The sequence below is a fragment of the Brasilonema sennae CENA114 genome, assembly GCF_006968745.1.
Lineage (GTDB): Bacteria > Cyanobacteriota > Cyanobacteriia > Cyanobacteriales > Nostocaceae > Brasilonema > Brasilonema sennae.
In genome coordinates, this window is record NZ_CP030118.1 from 2,882,795 (window position 1) to 2,899,994 (window position 17,200).

The 17,200-nt window shown below is 41.9% G+C and carries 14 protein-coding genes; 7 read left to right on the top strand and 7 right to left on the bottom strand.

What is annotated here, in order from left to right:
• Positions 1-84 precede the first annotated feature (84 nt).
• Together DP114_RS12320 and cbiT are read right to left on the bottom strand one after the other, a co-directional pair.
• The gene (locus DP114_RS12320; RefSeq protein ID WP_169265429.1) at positions 85-969 is read right to left on the bottom strand and encodes a phosphatidate cytidylyltransferase; all 885 of its coding nucleotides are present in this window, start codon (positions 967-969) and stop codon (positions 85-87) included.
• Between the two features lie 103 nt (positions 970-1,072).
• Positions 1,073-1,675 (bottom strand): precorrin-6Y C5,15-methyltransferase subunit CbiT, encoded by a 603-nt coding sequence (gene cbiT / locus DP114_RS12325; RefSeq protein ID WP_171976207.1) that lies wholly within the window; start codon positions 1,673-1,675, stop codon positions 1,073-1,075.
• Between the two features lie 113 nt (positions 1,676-1,788).
• Between cbiT and DP114_RS12330 the strand changes: the two genes are divergently transcribed.
• The 3 genes from DP114_RS12330 to DP114_RS12340 all read left to right on the top strand — a co-directional run bounded on the left by DP114_RS12330 (position 1,789) and on the right by DP114_RS12340 (position 6,446).
• Positions 1,789-3,315, top strand: a complete 1,527-nt coding sequence (locus DP114_RS12330) for a serine/threonine protein kinase (protein ID WP_171976208.1) — start codon at positions 1,789-1,791, stop codon at positions 3,313-3,315.
• 344 nt (positions 3,316-3,659) lie between these two features.
• A complete protein-coding gene (locus tag DP114_RS12335) occupies positions 3,660-5,939 on the top strand; it encodes an ATP-binding protein (protein ID WP_171976209.1) in 2,280 nt (759 codons plus the stop codon).
• Between the two features lie 57 nt (positions 5,940-5,996).
• The gene (locus tag DP114_RS12340; protein ID WP_169265404.1) at positions 5,997-6,446 is read left to right on the top strand and encodes a response regulator; all 450 of its coding nucleotides are present in this window, start codon (positions 5,997-5,999) and stop codon (positions 6,444-6,446) included.
• Between the two features lie 28 nt (positions 6,447-6,474).
• On the opposite strand, the gene DP114_RS36030 is transcribed toward DP114_RS12340, so the two are convergent.
• Positions 6,475-7,194 carry a winged helix-turn-helix transcriptional regulator gene (locus tag DP114_RS36030; RefSeq protein ID WP_171976210.1) on the bottom strand — a complete coding sequence of 240 codons (720 nt, stop codon included), beginning with the start codon at positions 7,192-7,194 and terminating at the stop codon, positions 6,475-6,477.
• A gap of 126 nt (positions 7,195-7,320) precedes the next feature.
• Between DP114_RS36030 and DP114_RS12350 the strand changes: the two genes are divergently transcribed.
• The 3 genes from DP114_RS12350 to map all read left to right on the top strand — a co-directional run bounded on the left by DP114_RS12350 (position 7,321) and on the right by map (position 9,770).
• A complete protein-coding gene (locus DP114_RS12350) occupies positions 7,321-7,779 on the top strand; it encodes an ester cyclase (protein WP_171976211.1) in 459 nt (152 codons plus the stop codon).
• Between the two features lie 64 nt (positions 7,780-7,843).
• On the top strand, positions 7,844-8,560 hold the full coding sequence (locus DP114_RS12355; RefSeq protein WP_171976212.1) for an SDR family oxidoreductase: 717 nt from the start codon (positions 7,844-7,846) through the stop codon (positions 8,558-8,560).
• 382 nt (positions 8,561-8,942) lie between these two features.
• Positions 8,943-9,770 (top strand): type I methionyl aminopeptidase, encoded by an 828-nt coding sequence (gene map, locus DP114_RS12360; RefSeq protein ID WP_171976213.1) that lies wholly within the window; start codon positions 8,943-8,945, stop codon positions 9,768-9,770.
• Positions 9,771-9,821: 51 nt separating this feature from the next.
• On the opposite strand, the gene DP114_RS12365 is transcribed toward map, so the two are convergent.
• The 4 genes from DP114_RS12365 to cofH form a co-directional block, all read right to left on the bottom strand.
• Positions 9,822-11,093: a glycosyltransferase gene (locus DP114_RS12365; protein WP_171976214.1), complete on the bottom strand. Its 1,272-nt coding sequence runs from the start codon at positions 11,091-11,093 to the stop codon at positions 9,822-9,824.
• Between the two features lie 161 nt (positions 11,094-11,254).
• Positions 11,255-12,754, bottom strand: a complete 1,500-nt coding sequence (locus DP114_RS12370; protein WP_169265410.1) for a family 10 glycosylhydrolase — start codon at positions 12,752-12,754, stop codon at positions 11,255-11,257.
• Between the two features lie 482 nt (positions 12,755-13,236).
• The gene (psb27, locus tag DP114_RS12375; RefSeq protein ID WP_169265411.1) at positions 13,237-13,635 is read right to left on the bottom strand and encodes a photosystem II protein Psb27; all 399 of its coding nucleotides are present in this window, start codon (positions 13,633-13,635) and stop codon (positions 13,237-13,239) included.
• Between the two features lie 309 nt (positions 13,636-13,944).
• Positions 13,945-15,081 carry a 7,8-didemethyl-8-hydroxy-5-deazariboflavin synthase subunit CofH gene (gene cofH, locus DP114_RS12380; RefSeq protein ID WP_169265412.1) on the bottom strand — a complete coding sequence of 379 codons (1,137 nt, stop codon included), beginning with the start codon at positions 15,079-15,081 and terminating at the stop codon, positions 13,945-13,947.
• A gap of 702 nt (positions 15,082-15,783) precedes the next feature.
• Between cofH and DP114_RS12385 the strand changes: the two genes are divergently transcribed.
• Positions 15,784-17,163: a hypothetical protein gene (locus DP114_RS12385; RefSeq protein WP_171976215.1), complete on the top strand. Its 1,380-nt coding sequence runs from the start codon at positions 15,784-15,786 to the stop codon at positions 17,161-17,163.
• Positions 17,164-17,200: the final 37 nt, after the last annotated feature.

The following is a 17,200-nucleotide window of genomic DNA, read 5'->3' on the forward strand; positions in this document are numbered from 1 at the left end:
ATCTCGAACTTCGGTTCCTTGAGTGCGACACAATCAAATCAATACTCGTTTAATAGTAATTCACTTTTGCAAGAAGTTTATTCCCTACTTACCCACCAATGGCAACAACAAAGTCACAAAATAATAAACCAAAGGAGCCGTGAAAATATAACTATCCGTACGATCCAAGATACCTCCATGACCAGGAATTAACTGCCCTGAATCCTTTACCCCAGCATCACGCTTGAGCATAGATTCGGTCAAATCACCCAATAAACTAGCAATACCAATCAGCAAACCTAATGCGACACCAGTAAAAACGAACTTAGGCCAATTGAGATAATATGCTGTGACGACAGCGACGATAACACTGCCAGCAATACCAAAAACCGCTCCTTCGACTGTTTTTTTCGGACTGATATTTGATAAAGGCGTTTTCCCAAAAAATTTCCCAAAAAAGTAAGCACCAATGTCAGCGGCCCAAATACACATAAATGTGAGTGCTGTTCCGGTCAGACCTTGGGGTAATGCGCTAAAATTTCCGTTGACTATATTTGTCCAAATTATGGACAGGTAATCACTCACAGGTAGATTGCTGATAGTCGCACTGTCGAGCGATCGCAACCGCACCCAATAACTCGGCAGATACCCTGTGTAAAATAGTCCTAAAATGGAAGCGGCAATATCCGCTATTGTTGCCATTTTTGGCTGAAACAGCAGGTAAAAACAAATAAAAGTGCCAGCCAGTGGCATTACGGCATCAGCCAAGTTCCGATCTAAAGTGCAAATAATGAGCAAGACTTGACTGACAAACATGGTGGTTTTAGCAGTAGGAGCTATGCCTTTTGCTCGCACCAAATCAAAATATTCTAGTTGACCTAGAAAGACAATAACCGCAAATAAAAGAGTATAAGGCCATCCACCCAAAAGAGTGGCGCTCAAAGCAAGGGCTATTGCAACAATTCCACTAAAAATCCGAGACCAGGGCATGGGCAAAAGAACGAAAAAGTCAAGAGTTAAAAAAGAAAAATGAAGATTGAAGAAATTTTGCATCTTCGTTTCTTCGTACTTCTTTGTTCGATGATTCTGTTTTCTAGTCTAGTTTCTCACCACTGAGAATAAAAATGGGATTAACCGCAGTAAAAGTCGCAGAAGAACCTCGCGTTTCTAAACGGTTCACAGCCGACTGGATGACTTCAACATTTCTCGCTTGCAGTTGGGCAAAGCTTTGAGAAATAGCATACAGACTTTCTAGATTAGCAGCTGTGGCGACAACTCGACCTGAGGGTTGCAAGTAATGCCACGCTGCCTTCATAATTTCTTGAATGGAATGTCCTCCTTCAATACAAACACGATCAGGAGCAAGTTTTAAGTTATGTAAACACTCAGGAGCGCTCCCTTCAATGACTTCGACATTTTTTACCTCAAAGCGATCGCAATTGTGGCGGATCAAGTTGGCGACTTCTTCATCTCGTTCTACAGCAAAGATCTGTCCTCTTGGGCACAGTAACCCCACTTCTATTGGAATCGTTCCTGTACCTGCACCAATATCCCATAACACAGTGTTGGGTAAAAGACGCAGTTGGGCAAGCAACAGCAGTCGAATTTCTCGCTTGCTGAGGGGAATTCCTGGCAAGCGTTCAAATAAATCATCTGGAATACCAGGAGTAATATAAGGCCAAAGTTGGCAGGGCATAGACATATTCACCCATTCGCTTATTCAAAATTAAAAAAAAGATATGTATCTAGCTAGGTTAGGTAAATAGAATAAATAAAAAGGCTTTAAATTTATATCCATAAGTAATCGTAATGAATGCTCAAGTATTAGGCGATCGCTACGAAGTACAGCAGCAATTAGGGAAAAAGACTGGGCGACGGACGCTTTTAGCTCGTGATCTTCTGACAAACGAAATGGTGGTTGTCAAGTTACTGTCTTTTAGCAGTGACTTTGAGTGGGATGATCTCAAGCTGTTTGAGCGAGAAGCTGAAACTCTAAAGAAGATAGCACATCCGTGTATTCCTCGCTATTTAGACTATTTTGAGATAAATTCATCAAATATCAAAGGGTTTGCTCTCGTACAAACTTATATACCAGCACAAACCTTAGAACAATACATCAAAGCTGGACGTACTTTTACAGAACCAGAAGTTAAACAGATAGCTAAAGCACTTTTAAAAATTCTCATCTACTTACACGAGCAAAAACCTCCTACAATCCACCGAGATATTAAGCCTAGTAATATTTTGCTGACAAATCGCTCTGGCAATAGTGTCGGTGAAATCTACTTGGTAGATTTTGGCTCAGTGCAGACTGTAGCCGCAGGTGAAGGCGGGACAATAACTGTAGTCGGAACTTATGGCTACATGCCACAAGAGCAATTTGGTGGACGTACGGTTCCGGCATCTGATCTCTACAGCTTGGGTGCGACTTTAATTTACTTAGTCACGGGGATACAACCAGCAGATTTACCTCAAAAGGACTTACGGATTCAATTTGAGCAAACGGCAATTCTGAGTCCTATTTTAACTGAGTGGTTACGCTGGATGAGCGAACCTAGTTTAGAACGACGGTTAAGTTCTGCGCGTGAAGCACTAGCAGCTTTAGAACATCCACTACTTTTACAACAACAGCACTCAGAAGAAATGCTCCTTACAGACAGGAAGAGAGGGAGTTGGTATTGGGATGGTCAACATTGGATTACTAAAGATCAAGAAGTTTCGCAAAAGCTTAACACCAAAAGTGAGTCTGGACGTCATAGTTTAACCATTCAAATGACGAAACCAGCAGGAAGCAAAATCACACTCAAGCAAGATGAAAATTCTTTTGATCTTCTGATTCCACCAACTGGTTTTCAGCCGTCGATGACGTTCATGGTTTTGTTTGCTATTTCTTGGAATACTTTTATTCTTTTTTGGACAATCTGCGCCCTTGCAGCACCTTTTCCAATAAACATACCCTTTGCTTTATTCTCGCTTCCTTTTTGGGGTGCTGGTTTTCAGATGTTGTCTTCGATTTTATTTCCTTTGTGCAGAAGGACTCGACTTCGTTTAAATCGGGAAAAAATTGCCTTCGTCTGGGATTTTTTTGGCTTGAAATTCAATCGTGTTGCTTCAGCACCAACACAGGATATCACTAAGTTAGTATACTCACCGAAGACCTTTCAAATAGATTCTCAGGGTAAGAGAGTTGACATTTTACCTCAGTTGATAATTTGGGCCGGAGTGCGTAAATATCAGCTTGGTGGTGGTCATGGTCCTATAAAATCTGAACCAGAAATTGAATGGCTTGCTCATGAATTAAGTGATTGGTTGGGTTTACCTTTGACGCAAGAATGAAAATAGTACGAAGTGAGGCAGATCAGGAGTAGATCACAAGCTTCGTACAGTTAATCTTAAACGTTAAGAGTTAAGTGTTCGGGTATTCCCTGTTCCCTATTCCCTGCAATGCATTGCGCCGCCCTGAGCACTTCGATAAACTCAGTGTAAAACTTGTCGTAAGCGCAAGCGCACGCCGTGCCGCAGGCTCAGGACTCAGGGAGCGTGGTCGTTGTGTTCCCTAGCTCAACCAGTTCGCTCATAAACCAAACCAAATTCCTATACTTATGCATTAAATTTTTAAAAAATATAACGTTTAATTGCGGTATCGTAAAAAAATAAGTTTGGTTCTCGTGAGTCAAGCTATGAGCCACTCTGATATTACCCCTACCCAAGCTACTAACCTGATTCACCACGAACCAATTTACCTGCCTACTTCAATTCAGCCTCATGGCGTACTGCTGGGGCTTAGTTCTCAGCTCGAAATTGGATGGCTGAGCAATAATACTCAAGATTTCTTAGGTAAACAGCCACGCGAATTACTCAATCAACCCCTCAGCACTCTGCTTAATGCAGAACAAGTCAAAGCTATTGAGCAGTTTTGCCAACACCAGGAAAGTAGCGTTTATTCTTTCAAGCTGTCTATCCAAACTTCAAAGGGTGAGCAATATTTTGATGCGATCGCTCATCGTACGCAAAGTACTGTGATTCTTGAGCTAGAACCAACTGATTCTATCAACCAGATCAGCTTTTTGAACTTCCATGCCTTGGTGCAAGAGGCGATCGCCAAAATGCGAACGACATCGAACCTCACAGATTTTTTGCATCTGGTTGTATCCGAAGTGCAAAAAGTCACAAAATTTGATCGGGTCATGGTCTACCAATTCGATCAAATGGGAGCAGGTTCCGTAGTTGCCGAAGTTAAACGTTCGGATTTATCACCTTATTTGGGACTACACTATCCAGCTACAGATATCCCCCAGCAAGCTAGGGAGTTGTATCAGCGCTGTCTGCTTCGATTCATTCCTGATATGAATGCTCAACCTGTCGAGCTTCTGGCAGTTGAAAATCCCGAAACGCATTCTACACCTGTTGATTTAAACTTGTCTGTACTTCGGAGTACTCATCCTTGCTGTGTTGAATATCATCAAAACATGGGTGTAACAGCTATCCTGGTGATAGCGCTTATTAAGGAACAAAAACTTTGGGGACTCATTTCTTGCCATCATCAAGCACCAAAGCATATTCCTTACGAAGTGCGGAAAATGTGCGAATTTTTAGGACAGATTGTGTCCTTAGAATTAGAACACAAAGTCAATCAGTCTGAATTAGACTATAAAATCAAGCTTCAATCGCTACAGGCAGATTTCATAGAGTCCATATCTAAAGCAGATAACTTTAGAGAAGCGCTTATTTACCCTGAGCCTCGCTTACTGGATATTGTCAATGCTCAAGGAGCTGCAGTTTGTTTAGATAATGACATTACGCTTGTAGGTGCAACACCAACAATTGAGGAAGTTCGCGCCCTTATTGAATGGGTAGACACCCAGATCACTGACAATCTCTTTTCCACGGATTCTCTGCCCAAGCTTTATCCAGAGGCTGTTGCTTTTAAAGATACTGCAAGTGGTTTGCTAGTGTTGCGAATTTCTAAACTTCGGCGCTATTACATCCTTTGGTTTCGTCCTGAAGTTATCCAAACGGTAAACTGGGCAGGTCAACCTAATGAACCAATTCAGGTTAATCCTGATGGTAGCTTTACCCTTTGTCCGCGAGTATCCTTTGAACTGTGGCAAGAAACGGTTCGATTGACTTCGTTCTGTTGGAAATCGTGTGAAGTTGAGAGTGCGATCGCTCTTAGAAATGCAATTGTGGGCATTGTACTTTCTAAGGCAGATGAGTTAGCCAAAATCAATCAAGACTTAGAGCGCAGCAACCGCGATCTCGCTTCTTTTGCCTTCGCCGCTTCTCATGATTTAAAGGAACCTTTGCGGGGCATTTACAACTACTCAAATGTCTTGCTGGAAGATTACGCTCAACTACTGGATGAGGATGGAATGGAGTACCTAAACACCGTGGTATCCTTGTCCGTACGCATGGAAACTCTGATTAATTCACTTCTGAGACTTTCTCTGTTGGGGCAAGGTCAACTGAACCTACAAGCAACTGACCTCAACAACTTGCTTTGTCAAGTAATTGATGTTGTACGTGCTAGCCGAACACCCGCTCAGTTAGATATTCGCATCCCTAGACTAATGCCCACGATTCAATGTGAGCCAGTTCTCGTTAGCGAAGTCTTTAGTAACTTGATTATTAATGCGTTTAAATACAATGATAAGCAAGACAAATGGGTTGAAATTGGTTATTTGGATATTCATCAGCAACCAGAAAAGAGATTGCAACAACTGCAACCGCAAACTTCAGCACCTTATGTCTTTTATGTACAGGATAACGGTATCGGTATTCCAGAACATCACTACCAAACTATTTTCCGACTCTTTAAGCGGCTCCACTCTCAAGAAAAGTATGGTGGAGGTACAGGTGCGGGGTTAGCTATTTCTAAGAAGATTGTTGAGCGTCACGGTGGTCTTATCTGGGTTGAATCGTGTGTTGGTATTGGTTCAGCCTTATACTTTACGCTATAATAGCTGAAAATAACATTACAAAATATTTCTTTTTAATACGATTTGTAAAGAAAACCAATGATCACAAAACTCAATGAACCACTGCTGGTTGTTGAGGACAGCAATGAGGATTTTAGGATGCTACAACGCCTAATGCGGCGAATGGCTGTCTCAAACCCCATATATCGCTGTACGAATGGGGATGAGGTTTTAGAGTTTCTCTATAAAGAAGGGAATTATCAAGACCCTGACTTAGCACCAAGACCTTGTGTTATCTTGCTTGACCTCAATTTGCCAGGGATAGATGGTCGTGACATCTTAGAACGGCTGAAGCAAGATAACAGCTTTAGGGAAATCCCCATTATTGTTTTCACCACATCATCTAATCCAAAAGATATCGAACTTTGCTACCAAAAAGGTGCAAACGGCTATCTCATCAAGCCAATGGATACTCAAGAACTGCAAAAGACAGTCCAGGCATTTGTAGGTTACTGGTTGGAGGTAAATACTCGCCCAAGTGTGGGTTAATAGCACAGATCTTATACTAAATATGCTGTCATTTGTGGTAATAAGTGAGACTAGCGAGAGTGGCAACCAACTCCACCGGATCAAACGGTTGGGCTAAATGAACTTGAAACCCCTCTTTAATAACTCGTGAACCCTCCAAATTATTATTGGTTAGCGCTATAGCCGGAATTTTTACGCCTTGCTGGTCTGAAAGATTTCTTACCTGACGAATCAGAGTATAACTGTCTTCGCCTAATGCTCCAATATCAACGACTAGCGCTTGTGGTGGATCTTGAAGCAATTCGAGTGCTGCATTAGCTGATGTAACTGCAATTACGTGGACATTACGTTCTTCAAGCACTGTGCGTAGGCGATAGCGCACCTCAGCCTCAGCCGCCACGACTAATATTCGTAAGCCTTTTAGCCGGAGATAGCCGAACTCGTACTCTGATCTATGGCTCTTACCCCAGTCACACATCAATTCTGTGATTGGTCGAATCGTCTCACCGTATGGTGTGAGCGAGTATTCAACGCGAGGCGGAGTCTCAGGGTAAGTTTCTCGACGAATCAGCCCATCTCGTTCCAGTTCACGTAACTGTTGCGTCAAAACCTTTTGAGTAATTCCAGGAATCAAAAGTTTCAATTCTCCAAACCGCTTTGCATCTCGTCTTAGCCACCACAAGATGACACACTTCCATTTGCCGCCAATCACCTCAAGGGTTACTTGGACAGGGCAAGTATATTCTGTTCCCAACTGTGATGCTCTCATAACAACTTCATTAGTATCTATTTGGTAACTATTGATTGCTTATGGTATCTCTTACCAAGATGGATTCATAGATGACAATGATTACTTGTGCACAGGCTGAACAACCGAAAATATTACGAGGAAATAATGACTGAAGAACTACAAAACATTGAAGTTGCGAAGCGATTCATCAATCAAGGTATCGCCAAGGCTAATATGAAGGTGTTTGATGATATTTTAGATCCGAACATCACAGTCACAACAGGATTAAGTCCCGCCGCATCCATCCAAGGGATAGAGAACTATAAGCAAATCTTCTCCTCATTTGCTGACGCTTGGCCAGTAAAGCACTTTGTCATTGACGATATCTTTGGTGTCAATGACAAAGTTGTGGTGCGGTTTACCGCAACCAGTGTTTTCAAGAAAGACTATTACGATGTAAAAGCAACCAATCAAATAGTACCGCTGAAGGAGGTTCACATACTTACTTTCAGAAACGGAAAGATTGTTGAAAATATCGTTAGTGCTACAAACTTTCCATTTGAATACATTATGTACCCAGTTTTAAAGGATGCTGTGATTGGAAATCTTGAGATAGATATCTGATGCAGCTTGGAAAAGTTCTGGGCAAAGAAATACGTTAACGAAACAGTGAAATAACAGGAGAATTATGGACTTACAAAATAAAGTTGCCATCATCACCGGAGCAAGCAGTGGTATCGGTGAAGCTACTGCTCGTGAATTGGATGCTGCCGGAATGAATCTCGTCCTCACCGCTAGAAGTGAAGACAAACTCAACAAGTTAGCTGCTAGCCTCACTCATGCTACGTTTGTTGCTGGTGAGGTGAGCGATCCAGAATTACCCAAACGTTTATTAGAAGAGGCACTTAGCTCATTTGGTCGAGCAGATGCCCTTGTTAACAATGCTGGGGTGATGGTCGTTGGAACAGTTGAAACCGTTGATATTGAAGCACTTTGCCAGATGGTACGCATCAATGTTGAAGCAGCTTTTCGCATGGCTTATGTTTTTGCAAGGCACTTCAAACAACATGGGAATGGATTTATTGTCAACTTGTCCAGCATTTCAGGGACGACGAACTACCCCACAATGGCAGCTTACTGCGGTAGTAAACATGCCATAGAATCCTTTACCGATTGCTTGCGGTTAGAGTTGGCGGGTTCTGGGGTTGGTGTTGGCTGTGTTGAACCGGGCAAGGTAGCGACGAACCTTTACCAAAACTGGAGTGAAGAGGAAAAGCAAATGGTTGCGATCGAACAACCGCTTGTCGCAGAGGATATCGCCAGAGGAATTCGATTCCTGCTACAGCAACCCAGCAACGTAAATATTGGTCGCCTGCTGATCACACCAGCGAATCAGTCGGCATAACTCATACAAGTAATTTGTACTGCTTGACGCTGGATCACTGAAGAATGCACGCTTTATTGAACCAGCAATGATGCTCTTGGTACAACTGGCTTATGCTCAGAACATGGGTGGAGAGATTGGCTTGAAGTTGCTGCGGCGTTAACGTGTTTGATTTTTGTGAAAGTGCCTGCGCGTAGTGCATAAATCTATTGGTTCAGATTCCTGACTTGGAGCCAGAAGTCGGGAATCTTGTTGTTCACGTCAGCTTGTAGGGCTTATGATTGAAAGTCGCTATAGCAAAAAATAAGTTACCTTAGAGATCAAGATACAAGTATTATTTTTCAACAAAGTTAGAAGAAGTCTTAACACACAACAGACAAGGCACAAAAATTATTAATTTCCCATGAACATTCTCAGTAACCTGCTTTTTCAACCAGCTCAAAACAACGGTCAAAAAAGACAACGTAGAGGAATTGAAATAAAATCGCCGCGTGAAATTGACATTATGCGGCAATCAGCAAAAATAGTGGCAACTGTGCTAAAAGAAATTTCTGAGCTGGTCAAGCCAGGTATGACGACCGCTGATTTGGATGCTCATGCGGAAAAACGTATCCGAGAAATGGACGCAACACCAAGTTTTAAGGGATATCATGGCTTTCCTGGTTCAATCTGCTCTAGCATCAACAATGAAGTTGTGCATGGCATCCCTAATCCAAAAAAAGTTATCCGCACTGGAGATGTTTTAAAAGTTGATACTGGCGCATATTACCAAGGCTTTCATGGTGATTCTTGCATCACAATCGCTGTCGGCGAAGTCACCCCAGAAGCAGCCAGACTGATTCGTGTTGCAGAAGAAACTCTTTTTAAAGGCATTGAACAAGTGAAAGCAGGAAACGACCTGATGGATATTGCTGGGGCAATTGAAGATCATGTCAAAGCAAACAAGTTTGTTGTGGTAGAAGATTTTACTGGACACGGTGTTGGTCGCAACCTACATGAAGAACCCTCGGTTTTTAACTTCCGCACCCGTGAAATGCCTAATGTCAAACTGCGTGCAGGTATGACGCTGGCGATTGAGCCAATTTTGAATGCTGGTTCCAGGTATACACGCATATTATCTGACCGTTGGACAGCTGTAACAGTGGATAATTCTCTATCCGCTCAGTTTGAGCATACTGTGTTGGTGACAGAAACTGGATACGAGATTTTGACTGATCGTACAAAGCTTTAGCTAGCTGTCAACGGTACTGAAGTGTTCAAGAATAAAAGGAACGGAACTTCATTAGGCAATCCTACGTCTTTCTATATCCTGTACAACAGCAACAACGCTTGCGATTCCATCTTCGGCTTGGATTTTTTTCCCCAGATTCGCTGCACGTTGACGCATCGTTTGATCGCTCATAGCCTTTTGAATCGCTTGGGCAAATCGTTCAACCGTTAGTTGCTTACGTGGAATAGGTTCTGGTCCAACACCTAATTCCGCTACGCGGCGTCCCCAAAAGGGTTGATCACCAAAGAAGGGAATAACAATCGTAGGAACACCTGCCCTGAGTCCGGCAGCTGTTGTTCCCGCACCGCCATGATGCACAACAGCCGCGACACGCGGGAAAAGCCATGAATGGGGTATGGAGTCCAAACGATAAACGGTGTCCGGTAAATTTTCTTTATGCAGACCACTCCAGCCAGAGAGTATGATGCCACGTTGCCGCGTTCGTGCCAGGGTTTGCAAGACGAGATTGGCAGTTTCTTCCGGATTCCGATTGCCCATACTCCCAAACCCGATATACACAGGAGGTGAACCGCCTTGCAGGAACTCCATCAGGGCTGAGGGTGGAGTCCAATTAGGTGCTGAATCCAAAAACCAGTAGCCAGTGACATGGGTGTTCTTCCAATCCGATGGCTGGGGAATTATGGATGGGCTGAAACCATAAAGAATTGGATAACGATGTAGACAGGTGGCATTGTATGGGCCAAAAAACGGGGCTACAGGCAAGTTAAGTACCTGCTTTCGTGCTGATGCATCGGCTGTTCGGAACCCCTGCCACATTATCTGCCTAATCAAATGATGGGACAACCAATTAACTGCACTTCCAAACTTGGCAATGGACTGCGCAAACACAACACCAGGAAATGCTTTAGTAGGTGTAAAGGGAAAGACATAGGCTTGAAGCAATGGAAGCCTTAACTTCTGAGCCAGTGAAATACCAATATATAGTCCTCCAACTCCTGTCAACAACATATCCATGCCTTGACAAGCCACTAAACCTTCTTGTGCCCAATTGATCGCTAGGCGCTGGGATTCCTTTGCGGTATGGAACATAATGCCAAGGAAATTCCCTTTCTCCAAAAGCTCACGCATTTTCTGGGTTTCAATGATTTGTTGCACATTACCCTGAAAAGCCCAGAAATCCAGACCATGCGAACTAACCAGATCTTCAAAGTTTTCATGGGTCAATACGCGCACAACATGACCCGCTTGTTTTAAACCTTTTCCCAAAGCAACATAAGGTTGAACATCGCCTTGACTTCCTAAAGCAATGATAGCGATACGCATAAATGACACTCTTTTAACTATGGTAGATCCGCACTAGCCCCATCAACCTAATTGGAGTTTAGACTACAAGCTCATGAGAGGTTTGAAAACCGGATTTGGTATCACTTGGGATCCTCCTCTACTATACCGCCAGGTATAGTAGAAGGGATGTCAATCCCTAATTACTGGACGCGGCAGAACTTACGCTGGTTATCATACTGTGGATCTTGCCAAGAAAAAGCAAAATGACTGACTCCCTTGATTTGCGGTGCAAGTTTGCGCAGTGCCTGCATTTGCACTTCCAAGGGAGGACGATTGCTTATTGACGCTCCCCACTGACCGGCTATAGCTGGAATCACCTGGGTACCTGGTTTTGACATGTTCAAAACCCGCTGCACCTGCGCCGCAATACAATCGGCACTAGCACAATTTGCATAGGACATAGGATGCCATTGTATTGTGTTTGGGAATTTATCCCAAGGCTGCAAGCGAGAATCATATCCTTGACCAACCATTTGGTTACCATCAGGAAAAAATACCGCTCCCGCTGGAATACCTTGTTGCTGTGCTGGATAAGCAGCTAAGGCTAAAAAATCTACAATGCCTTGCATGGCGTGAGCAACTGATAACTGCCATAGCTCCAATTGTAGTTGCGGTTGCCTTTGCTCTGGGGGAAGGATTGACTTTTGCTCTTGGGGTGGAGTCCGACCTTGCCATAAGGGTTCTCCTTCTTGAGGATAGAGTTTATCAGCCTCATTTACATCTCCGGGTGTGATATATCCCTTAGCTAAAAAGCGTCTAATTAATTCCAATCCTTTGTAATTTAGTGCTCGTCGGAATAAAGCCTGTTGAGTTGCGTCAGTATACAGCCATAAATCTGTAACTTTGGTGGCGATCGAATCAGTGCCTGCTTGCCGTGGATAGCGTACATAGTCGAAGAGTACCCCATCTGGGCGACGGCGTAGCACTTGCTGTAACATTTGATAGTAGTCTCGTTTGGCTTGCAAGTTGTAGGGATCGATAAAGACCTGAGAGCCGTTATCTACGACGTAGAGGCTGGTTTGACCCTTACCGTTGCGGGCAACTGCCCCTTCTCTATCTGAACGCTGGGCGTAAGTATAGCCAAAATTTGTGGTGAACATCCAAGCGTAAACTTTCAGACCCCGTTCCCGCCCTTTTTGAATAGCTGTGGCGAGCAAATCAGTCTTTTCTGTTCCTGGTGTGCGAATCACAGAAGGCCAAACGGTGGGATTAGCCCCTTTTGGCAGAAGTACTTGACCATCGTAAAAAACTTCCAAATAAACTTCGTTATAACCTCGGTTAACAATCCGATCCATGATTTGGTCAACCATTCCCGGTTGAACATCACAAGGATACAAGCGCAACCAAATTGCTTGCAACTCAGGCCAAGTACGGTTGCGGCATTCTTGCAAAACTTGTGCATTTTGTTGTAACAATTGCTGGTAACGACTTTGTGCCTGTTGATCACCCTTAAGTGCAGACAAACGTAAGTTTTCTTTTTCTTGTGCCTGTGCTTGTGGTAACTGGCAATACTGAGTAACTTGCGCCGCTGCTGGCTGATTTTTGAAAAAGGGAATCAGCAAACTACTGCTAAAAATCAGAGCAGCAAGCAGGCGTTGCCAAAAAAATATTGTTGCAACATTCAAAGGACGGTTGGACATACGTACAAGTAGAAAGACAAAACAGCCATCAATCCCAACGGACGTTACGTAGGATAATTTGTATCAAATTCTATTATTGATAAATAGGGGCTTTGAAGCCCAGATGGTATAGACTGCCAAACCCCTATTTCTGTTGCCGAATTTTGTGATTCAGTTTAAGTAACACGAAATTTTCATACAACGTCTTGAGAAACAGACTGTTTGTTATATTCAGAGCAAGAATCCTATGGTATCTACAAGATTTGACGATGCAAAATTTTAAAATTACAAAAAATCAAAAGACTCTTTTGACTATAAATATGTGGTAAAATTCTTACTAGTATAGAGTAAAAGTTCAGCACTCAAGACTTTAAAATCTGGACTTATGAGTCAGCTGAGTTTTGTTTTACAGGCTTACTTCAGGGATATTTTTATCATCTTTTTGGCTAATATCCCACCGCTATAACGGTGCTCCGTTTAGTGGTGGGAATTACGCCCAATACTTAAGCACCACGCTTTAACGCCACTTCTACCCGCTCAAACTCCTGCTCTAATCGGTCTTTGAGTTTTTGTGGCACGGGACGATTTGGATAAGAACTATAGTGTCCGGCTAGGGAGTTAAGGGCGGTTCGCATGGTTGTAAAGGAAGCCAAACCAGCAACAGAGTCATCTCGCTGATAGCGAGCTGCAAAATCATTAATTTTCTTACGCGCTTGTGCTTGAAGTGATACTCTATCTGGAGAATCTTGTGGTAAGTCTATAGTAGTCCTCAAAGTATTTACCACAGCTAGGGTATCTTGGCGGTAATCTCCTGTTAAAGTAGCCGGAGTGTTGTTACAGCCCATCAAACCAACGACGACAAGCAAAACTAGGGCAAGCAGACGTGACCAATAGCGCTTCATAAACATTAAAGTGAAACAATACCTAAATCAACGTCCATCGTATCCTGGATTGGTATCTTGGGGATCATCTGATCGGGAGATGGACGAGTGTAGGAGTATGCGAAATAAGGAGTTATATCAAATCCTGTTGATTGCACGCAGTTCCCACAAACCTTCACCCTTAATTTATAATGTTTATGGGTTTTTTGTACCATGTGCATTTACCCGGATTTGATATTAAGGAGTGTGGGAGTGAGGGAAAAGACTGATTTCGCATTAACTTTTCCCTCCCTCTGTTCCTTCCTCCCTTACACCAAGATCCTTCCCCCCTCATCCCACTCTTTGATATAAAGTATCTCGTTGTTGGTAAGGACGCCCTAGATCGGTGATAGCAGCTTGCAAGGTTTCAACTTCCATGTTGGTTCCACCTTGAGCACCTGCCATTGTCGTAATATGTTCTTCCATTAATGTGCCACCAATATCGTTGCAACCCCACAATAAAGCTTCTGTTGCACCTGCCAAACCCAGTTTTACCCAACTTGGTTGATGGTTAGGAATCCAGTTTCCTAAAAAAATTCGTGCAACAGCAGTCAGTAGCAGTGCATCTGCCAAAATAGGTTGATCGTGTCCTACACGATGACGTAGAGGTTTGGGGGCTTCTTTACCAACGAAAGGTAATATAATAAACTCAGTGATGCGAGCAGGGTAGTCTCGATCAATCGCAGTTTGTTGGAGCGATCGCAGTTTTTCCAAATGTTTAATTTGTTGTTCTGGCGTCTCAATATGCCCTGATAGAATTGTGCTCGTGGTGTATAAACCAAGTCTATGAGCTGTACTCACAATTTCCAGCCAAAGGCTTGTGTTAATTTTTTCTGGACAAAGAATGCGCCGCACTTGATCATCTAACACTTCAGCTGCGGTTCCTGGCATAGAATCAACACCAGCATCTTGCAAAGCGATAATCACATCGGCATATTCCAGTCCATCTTCTCGTGCGATGAATTGCACTTCTTGGGGAGAAAAAGCATGTAGATGCAGTTGAGGAAATTCTTGTTTAATCTTTTCCACAACCTTGAGGTAATAAGGCAGAGATTTTCCGTTCACCTTCGCCTGTAGGTTTAAGCCTCCCTGCATACAGATTTCCGTTGCACCCCGTTGCACCGCATCTGTCGCCTTTTCTAAAATACGCGCCCAATCTAACCAGTAAGCACCCTCCTCCCCCTCATCTCGCCGGAAAGCACAGAAACTACAGTGTTGTTCACAGATGTTGGTAAAATTGATATTACGATTAATAACGTAAGTAACAGTATCGCCTGCTTGCCGTTGACGCAATTTGTCCGCTGTAGCGCGAATAGCACCAACTGCACTTTTGTCATTTTGTTTGAGTAATACCACTGCCTCTTCCGGAAATAAATCATACCCAGTTAAAGCACGTTCAAGAATAGCATCAACAGTTACAGTAACCACAGTTTCTCAAAAGCAAACCACATTTATTATTTTGACATTTTTGATAAGTATATCGGCACAAAATCAGACATACTTATCAAAAAATCTTATTTTTTGTCTGAGGCTATTCGCACATTTTGCAACTCTAATCATTGAAAAGTATTTAGAGATTTACGCAAGATTAATGCTTCAGGCTTGTGGCAGAGTTTCCCATATTCGTAAACACTATTTAAGGTAAACCGCTTGCGACATCAAATAAATAACTTTACCAGAAGTTTTCTCTTATGGAAAAGGTGTTATTGAATGCTAATTTACATCAACTGTTAACCAAATTTTAATCAGACTTTTTTATGCTAGAAAATTTTATTTGTCAAGAAGAAGAGTAAAGCTTAACGATATTTTTGATTTTTTTAAGATTTTGTCAAGAGTAAATCAAGCGATTTTATTTACGAACAGCAGTGTTATAATTTGCTCATTACGCCAGGTGGCATCAATTATACCTAGTTTGAAGTGGTCAGGTCTGGTGAAAGTAAGCCGCGAATACTTATTCACTAGTTAATTGGAAGACTATCTAGTCAGAAAGTAAACTCTAAAATGCATAGTACTATCACTTTAAAGTAGGTATAAGCTTTTACTGCTAAGTTCTGCTGTAAATTTAGTTCTCTAGCTTTTGGTGACCTATCCTTTCGATAGGGCAAACTTTGTAATGGCAAGTATTTAAAAATGATAAAGCACATTTCTCATAAAATATTCATCACTGTATTTATTTTGATTGCTCTTCATGCATCACCTGATGGACCTCAAACAAGTCGCTACACTGATAGCATTCACTCCTTTGTTAATTTTGGTACGTTTGCACTGCAAAAAGGATACCGATCTCATATAGATATTTTGCTGCTTAATAATAATGCTTACTCTGTTATCCCGCCCGGGATTCCAATTCTTTTGGCTCCTCTTTACTTTCTTCACCAAATGTTAATGAGGCTGATTGGTATTCCAGAAGGAGAAGTTTATTGGTCAATATTTGATATCTTATCGAACGTTTGTGTTAGCGCTCCTCTTCTTGGAATAGTGGCTGTCATAATGTTTAAGACTTTAGATTATTTCACGAATGATCTTGTCAAGAAATTATGGCTCGTTTTTACCTTCATCTTCGGTTCATTAGTTTTCTTCTACTCTACTAATGGGATTTGGTCTCATGTCTATACAATGTCGTTTATTTTTATAGCTTTTTATTTGATAATCCATCAAGCAAATGGATTTTTTATTGGGCTTTCCTTAGGCTTTGCTCAAATGGTTGATTATATTGCGATCGTCCCAATATCTTTATTAATTGGATTTTGGATATATTTAATGATTAAAGAGAGAAACTATACAAGTATGTTGACAAATATGTTGTTGCTATTGTTCGGTTACTCGATATTTGTAGGAATAATTATGTACTATAACCAAAGCATTACAGGGTCAGTGCTTCAAACTCCTAACTCGCTGTTCCTCAAACAGTTAAATCAAGAAGACTCTATCCAAAAAAGCATGTTTATGGTTCCTTCCTTAGGAACTATTTGGGGTTTGACATTCAGTTCATTTAGAGGAATTTTTCTATATTTTCCTATGAGTTTTTTATTTATTGGCTCTTTTGTAAAAAAGACTTACCAAAAAAATAATGTCATATTGTTCTGTTTTATATTCTTTGCCTTTATCTTTGTGTTAAATGCTTCTTACTATGCATGGTCTGGTGATGTTTGTTTTGGTCCACGTCATTTAGTGGTTGCTACCCCATTTATTCTTCTCCCAGTGGTGTACTCTCCTCTAAAGTATATTAAGTTATTGGGGGTACTATCCATGTTTATTAATCTGGCTGGAGTCTCTACGATTCCGTCTAATAATTTACTTATAAATATAGCGATGTTTCTGTATCGAGGACCATTACTTCATTGGCAAGATTACTTCTACAAAGTTATTTTGCCTCAGTATTACAACATTCATCTCTCTTCAATGACACCATTCTTCATATATCTGGCAATAGGTTTTGTTCTTTACCTAATGTGGAAACCTAGTATAAATCAGCAAGACGTGCTGCTTAAAGATAGATTGATCAGCTAATGCGCGTCTGAGTGGTACTTTGTGAATAAAATTTATT

Bases quoted from the DNA above. Each gene is read 5' to 3' on its own strand.
- DP114_RS12355 (WP_171976212.1), top strand. From the start codon at position 7,844: ATGGACTTACAAAATAAAGTTGCCATCATCACCGGAGCAAGCAGTGGT.
- DP114_RS12330 (WP_171976208.1), top strand. From the start codon at position 1,789: ATGAATGCTCAAGTATTAGGCGATCGCTACGAAGTACAGCAGCAATTA.
- DP114_RS12340 (WP_169265404.1), top strand. From the start codon at position 5,997: ATGATCACAAAACTCAATGAACCACTGCTGGTTGTTGAGGACAGCAAT.
- map (WP_171976213.1), top strand. From the start codon at position 8,943: ATGAACATTCTCAGTAACCTGCTTTTTCAACCAGCTCAAAACAACGGT.
- DP114_RS12320 (WP_169265429.1), bottom strand. From the start codon at position 969: ATGCCCTGGTCTCGGATTTTTAGTGGAATTGTTGCAATAGCCCTTGCT.
- DP114_RS12335 (WP_171976209.1), top strand. From the start codon at position 3,660: ATGAGCCACTCTGATATTACCCCTACCCAAGCTACTAACCTGATTCAC.
- DP114_RS36030 (WP_171976210.1), bottom strand. From the start codon at position 7,194: ATGAGAGCATCACAGTTGGGAACAGAATATACTTGCCCTGTCCAAGTA.
- DP114_RS12385 (WP_171976215.1), top strand. From the start codon at position 15,784: ATGATAAAGCACATTTCTCATAAAATATTCATCACTGTATTTATTTTG.
- DP114_RS12350 (WP_171976211.1), top strand. From the start codon at position 7,321: ATGACTGAAGAACTACAAAACATTGAAGTTGCGAAGCGATTCATCAAT.
- psb27 (WP_169265411.1), bottom strand. From the start codon at position 13,635: ATGAAGCGCTATTGGTCACGTCTGCTTGCCCTAGTTTTGCTTGTCGTC.
- DP114_RS12365 (WP_171976214.1), bottom strand. From the start codon at position 11,093: ATGCGTATCGCTATCATTGCTTTAGGAAGTCAAGGCGATGTTCAACCT.
- DP114_RS12370 (WP_169265410.1), bottom strand. From the start codon at position 12,754: ATGTCCAACCGTCCTTTGAATGTTGCAACAATATTTTTTTGGCAACGC.
- cbiT (WP_171976207.1), bottom strand. From the start codon at position 1,675: ATGCCCTGCCAACTTTGGCCTTATATTACTCCTGGTATTCCAGATGAT.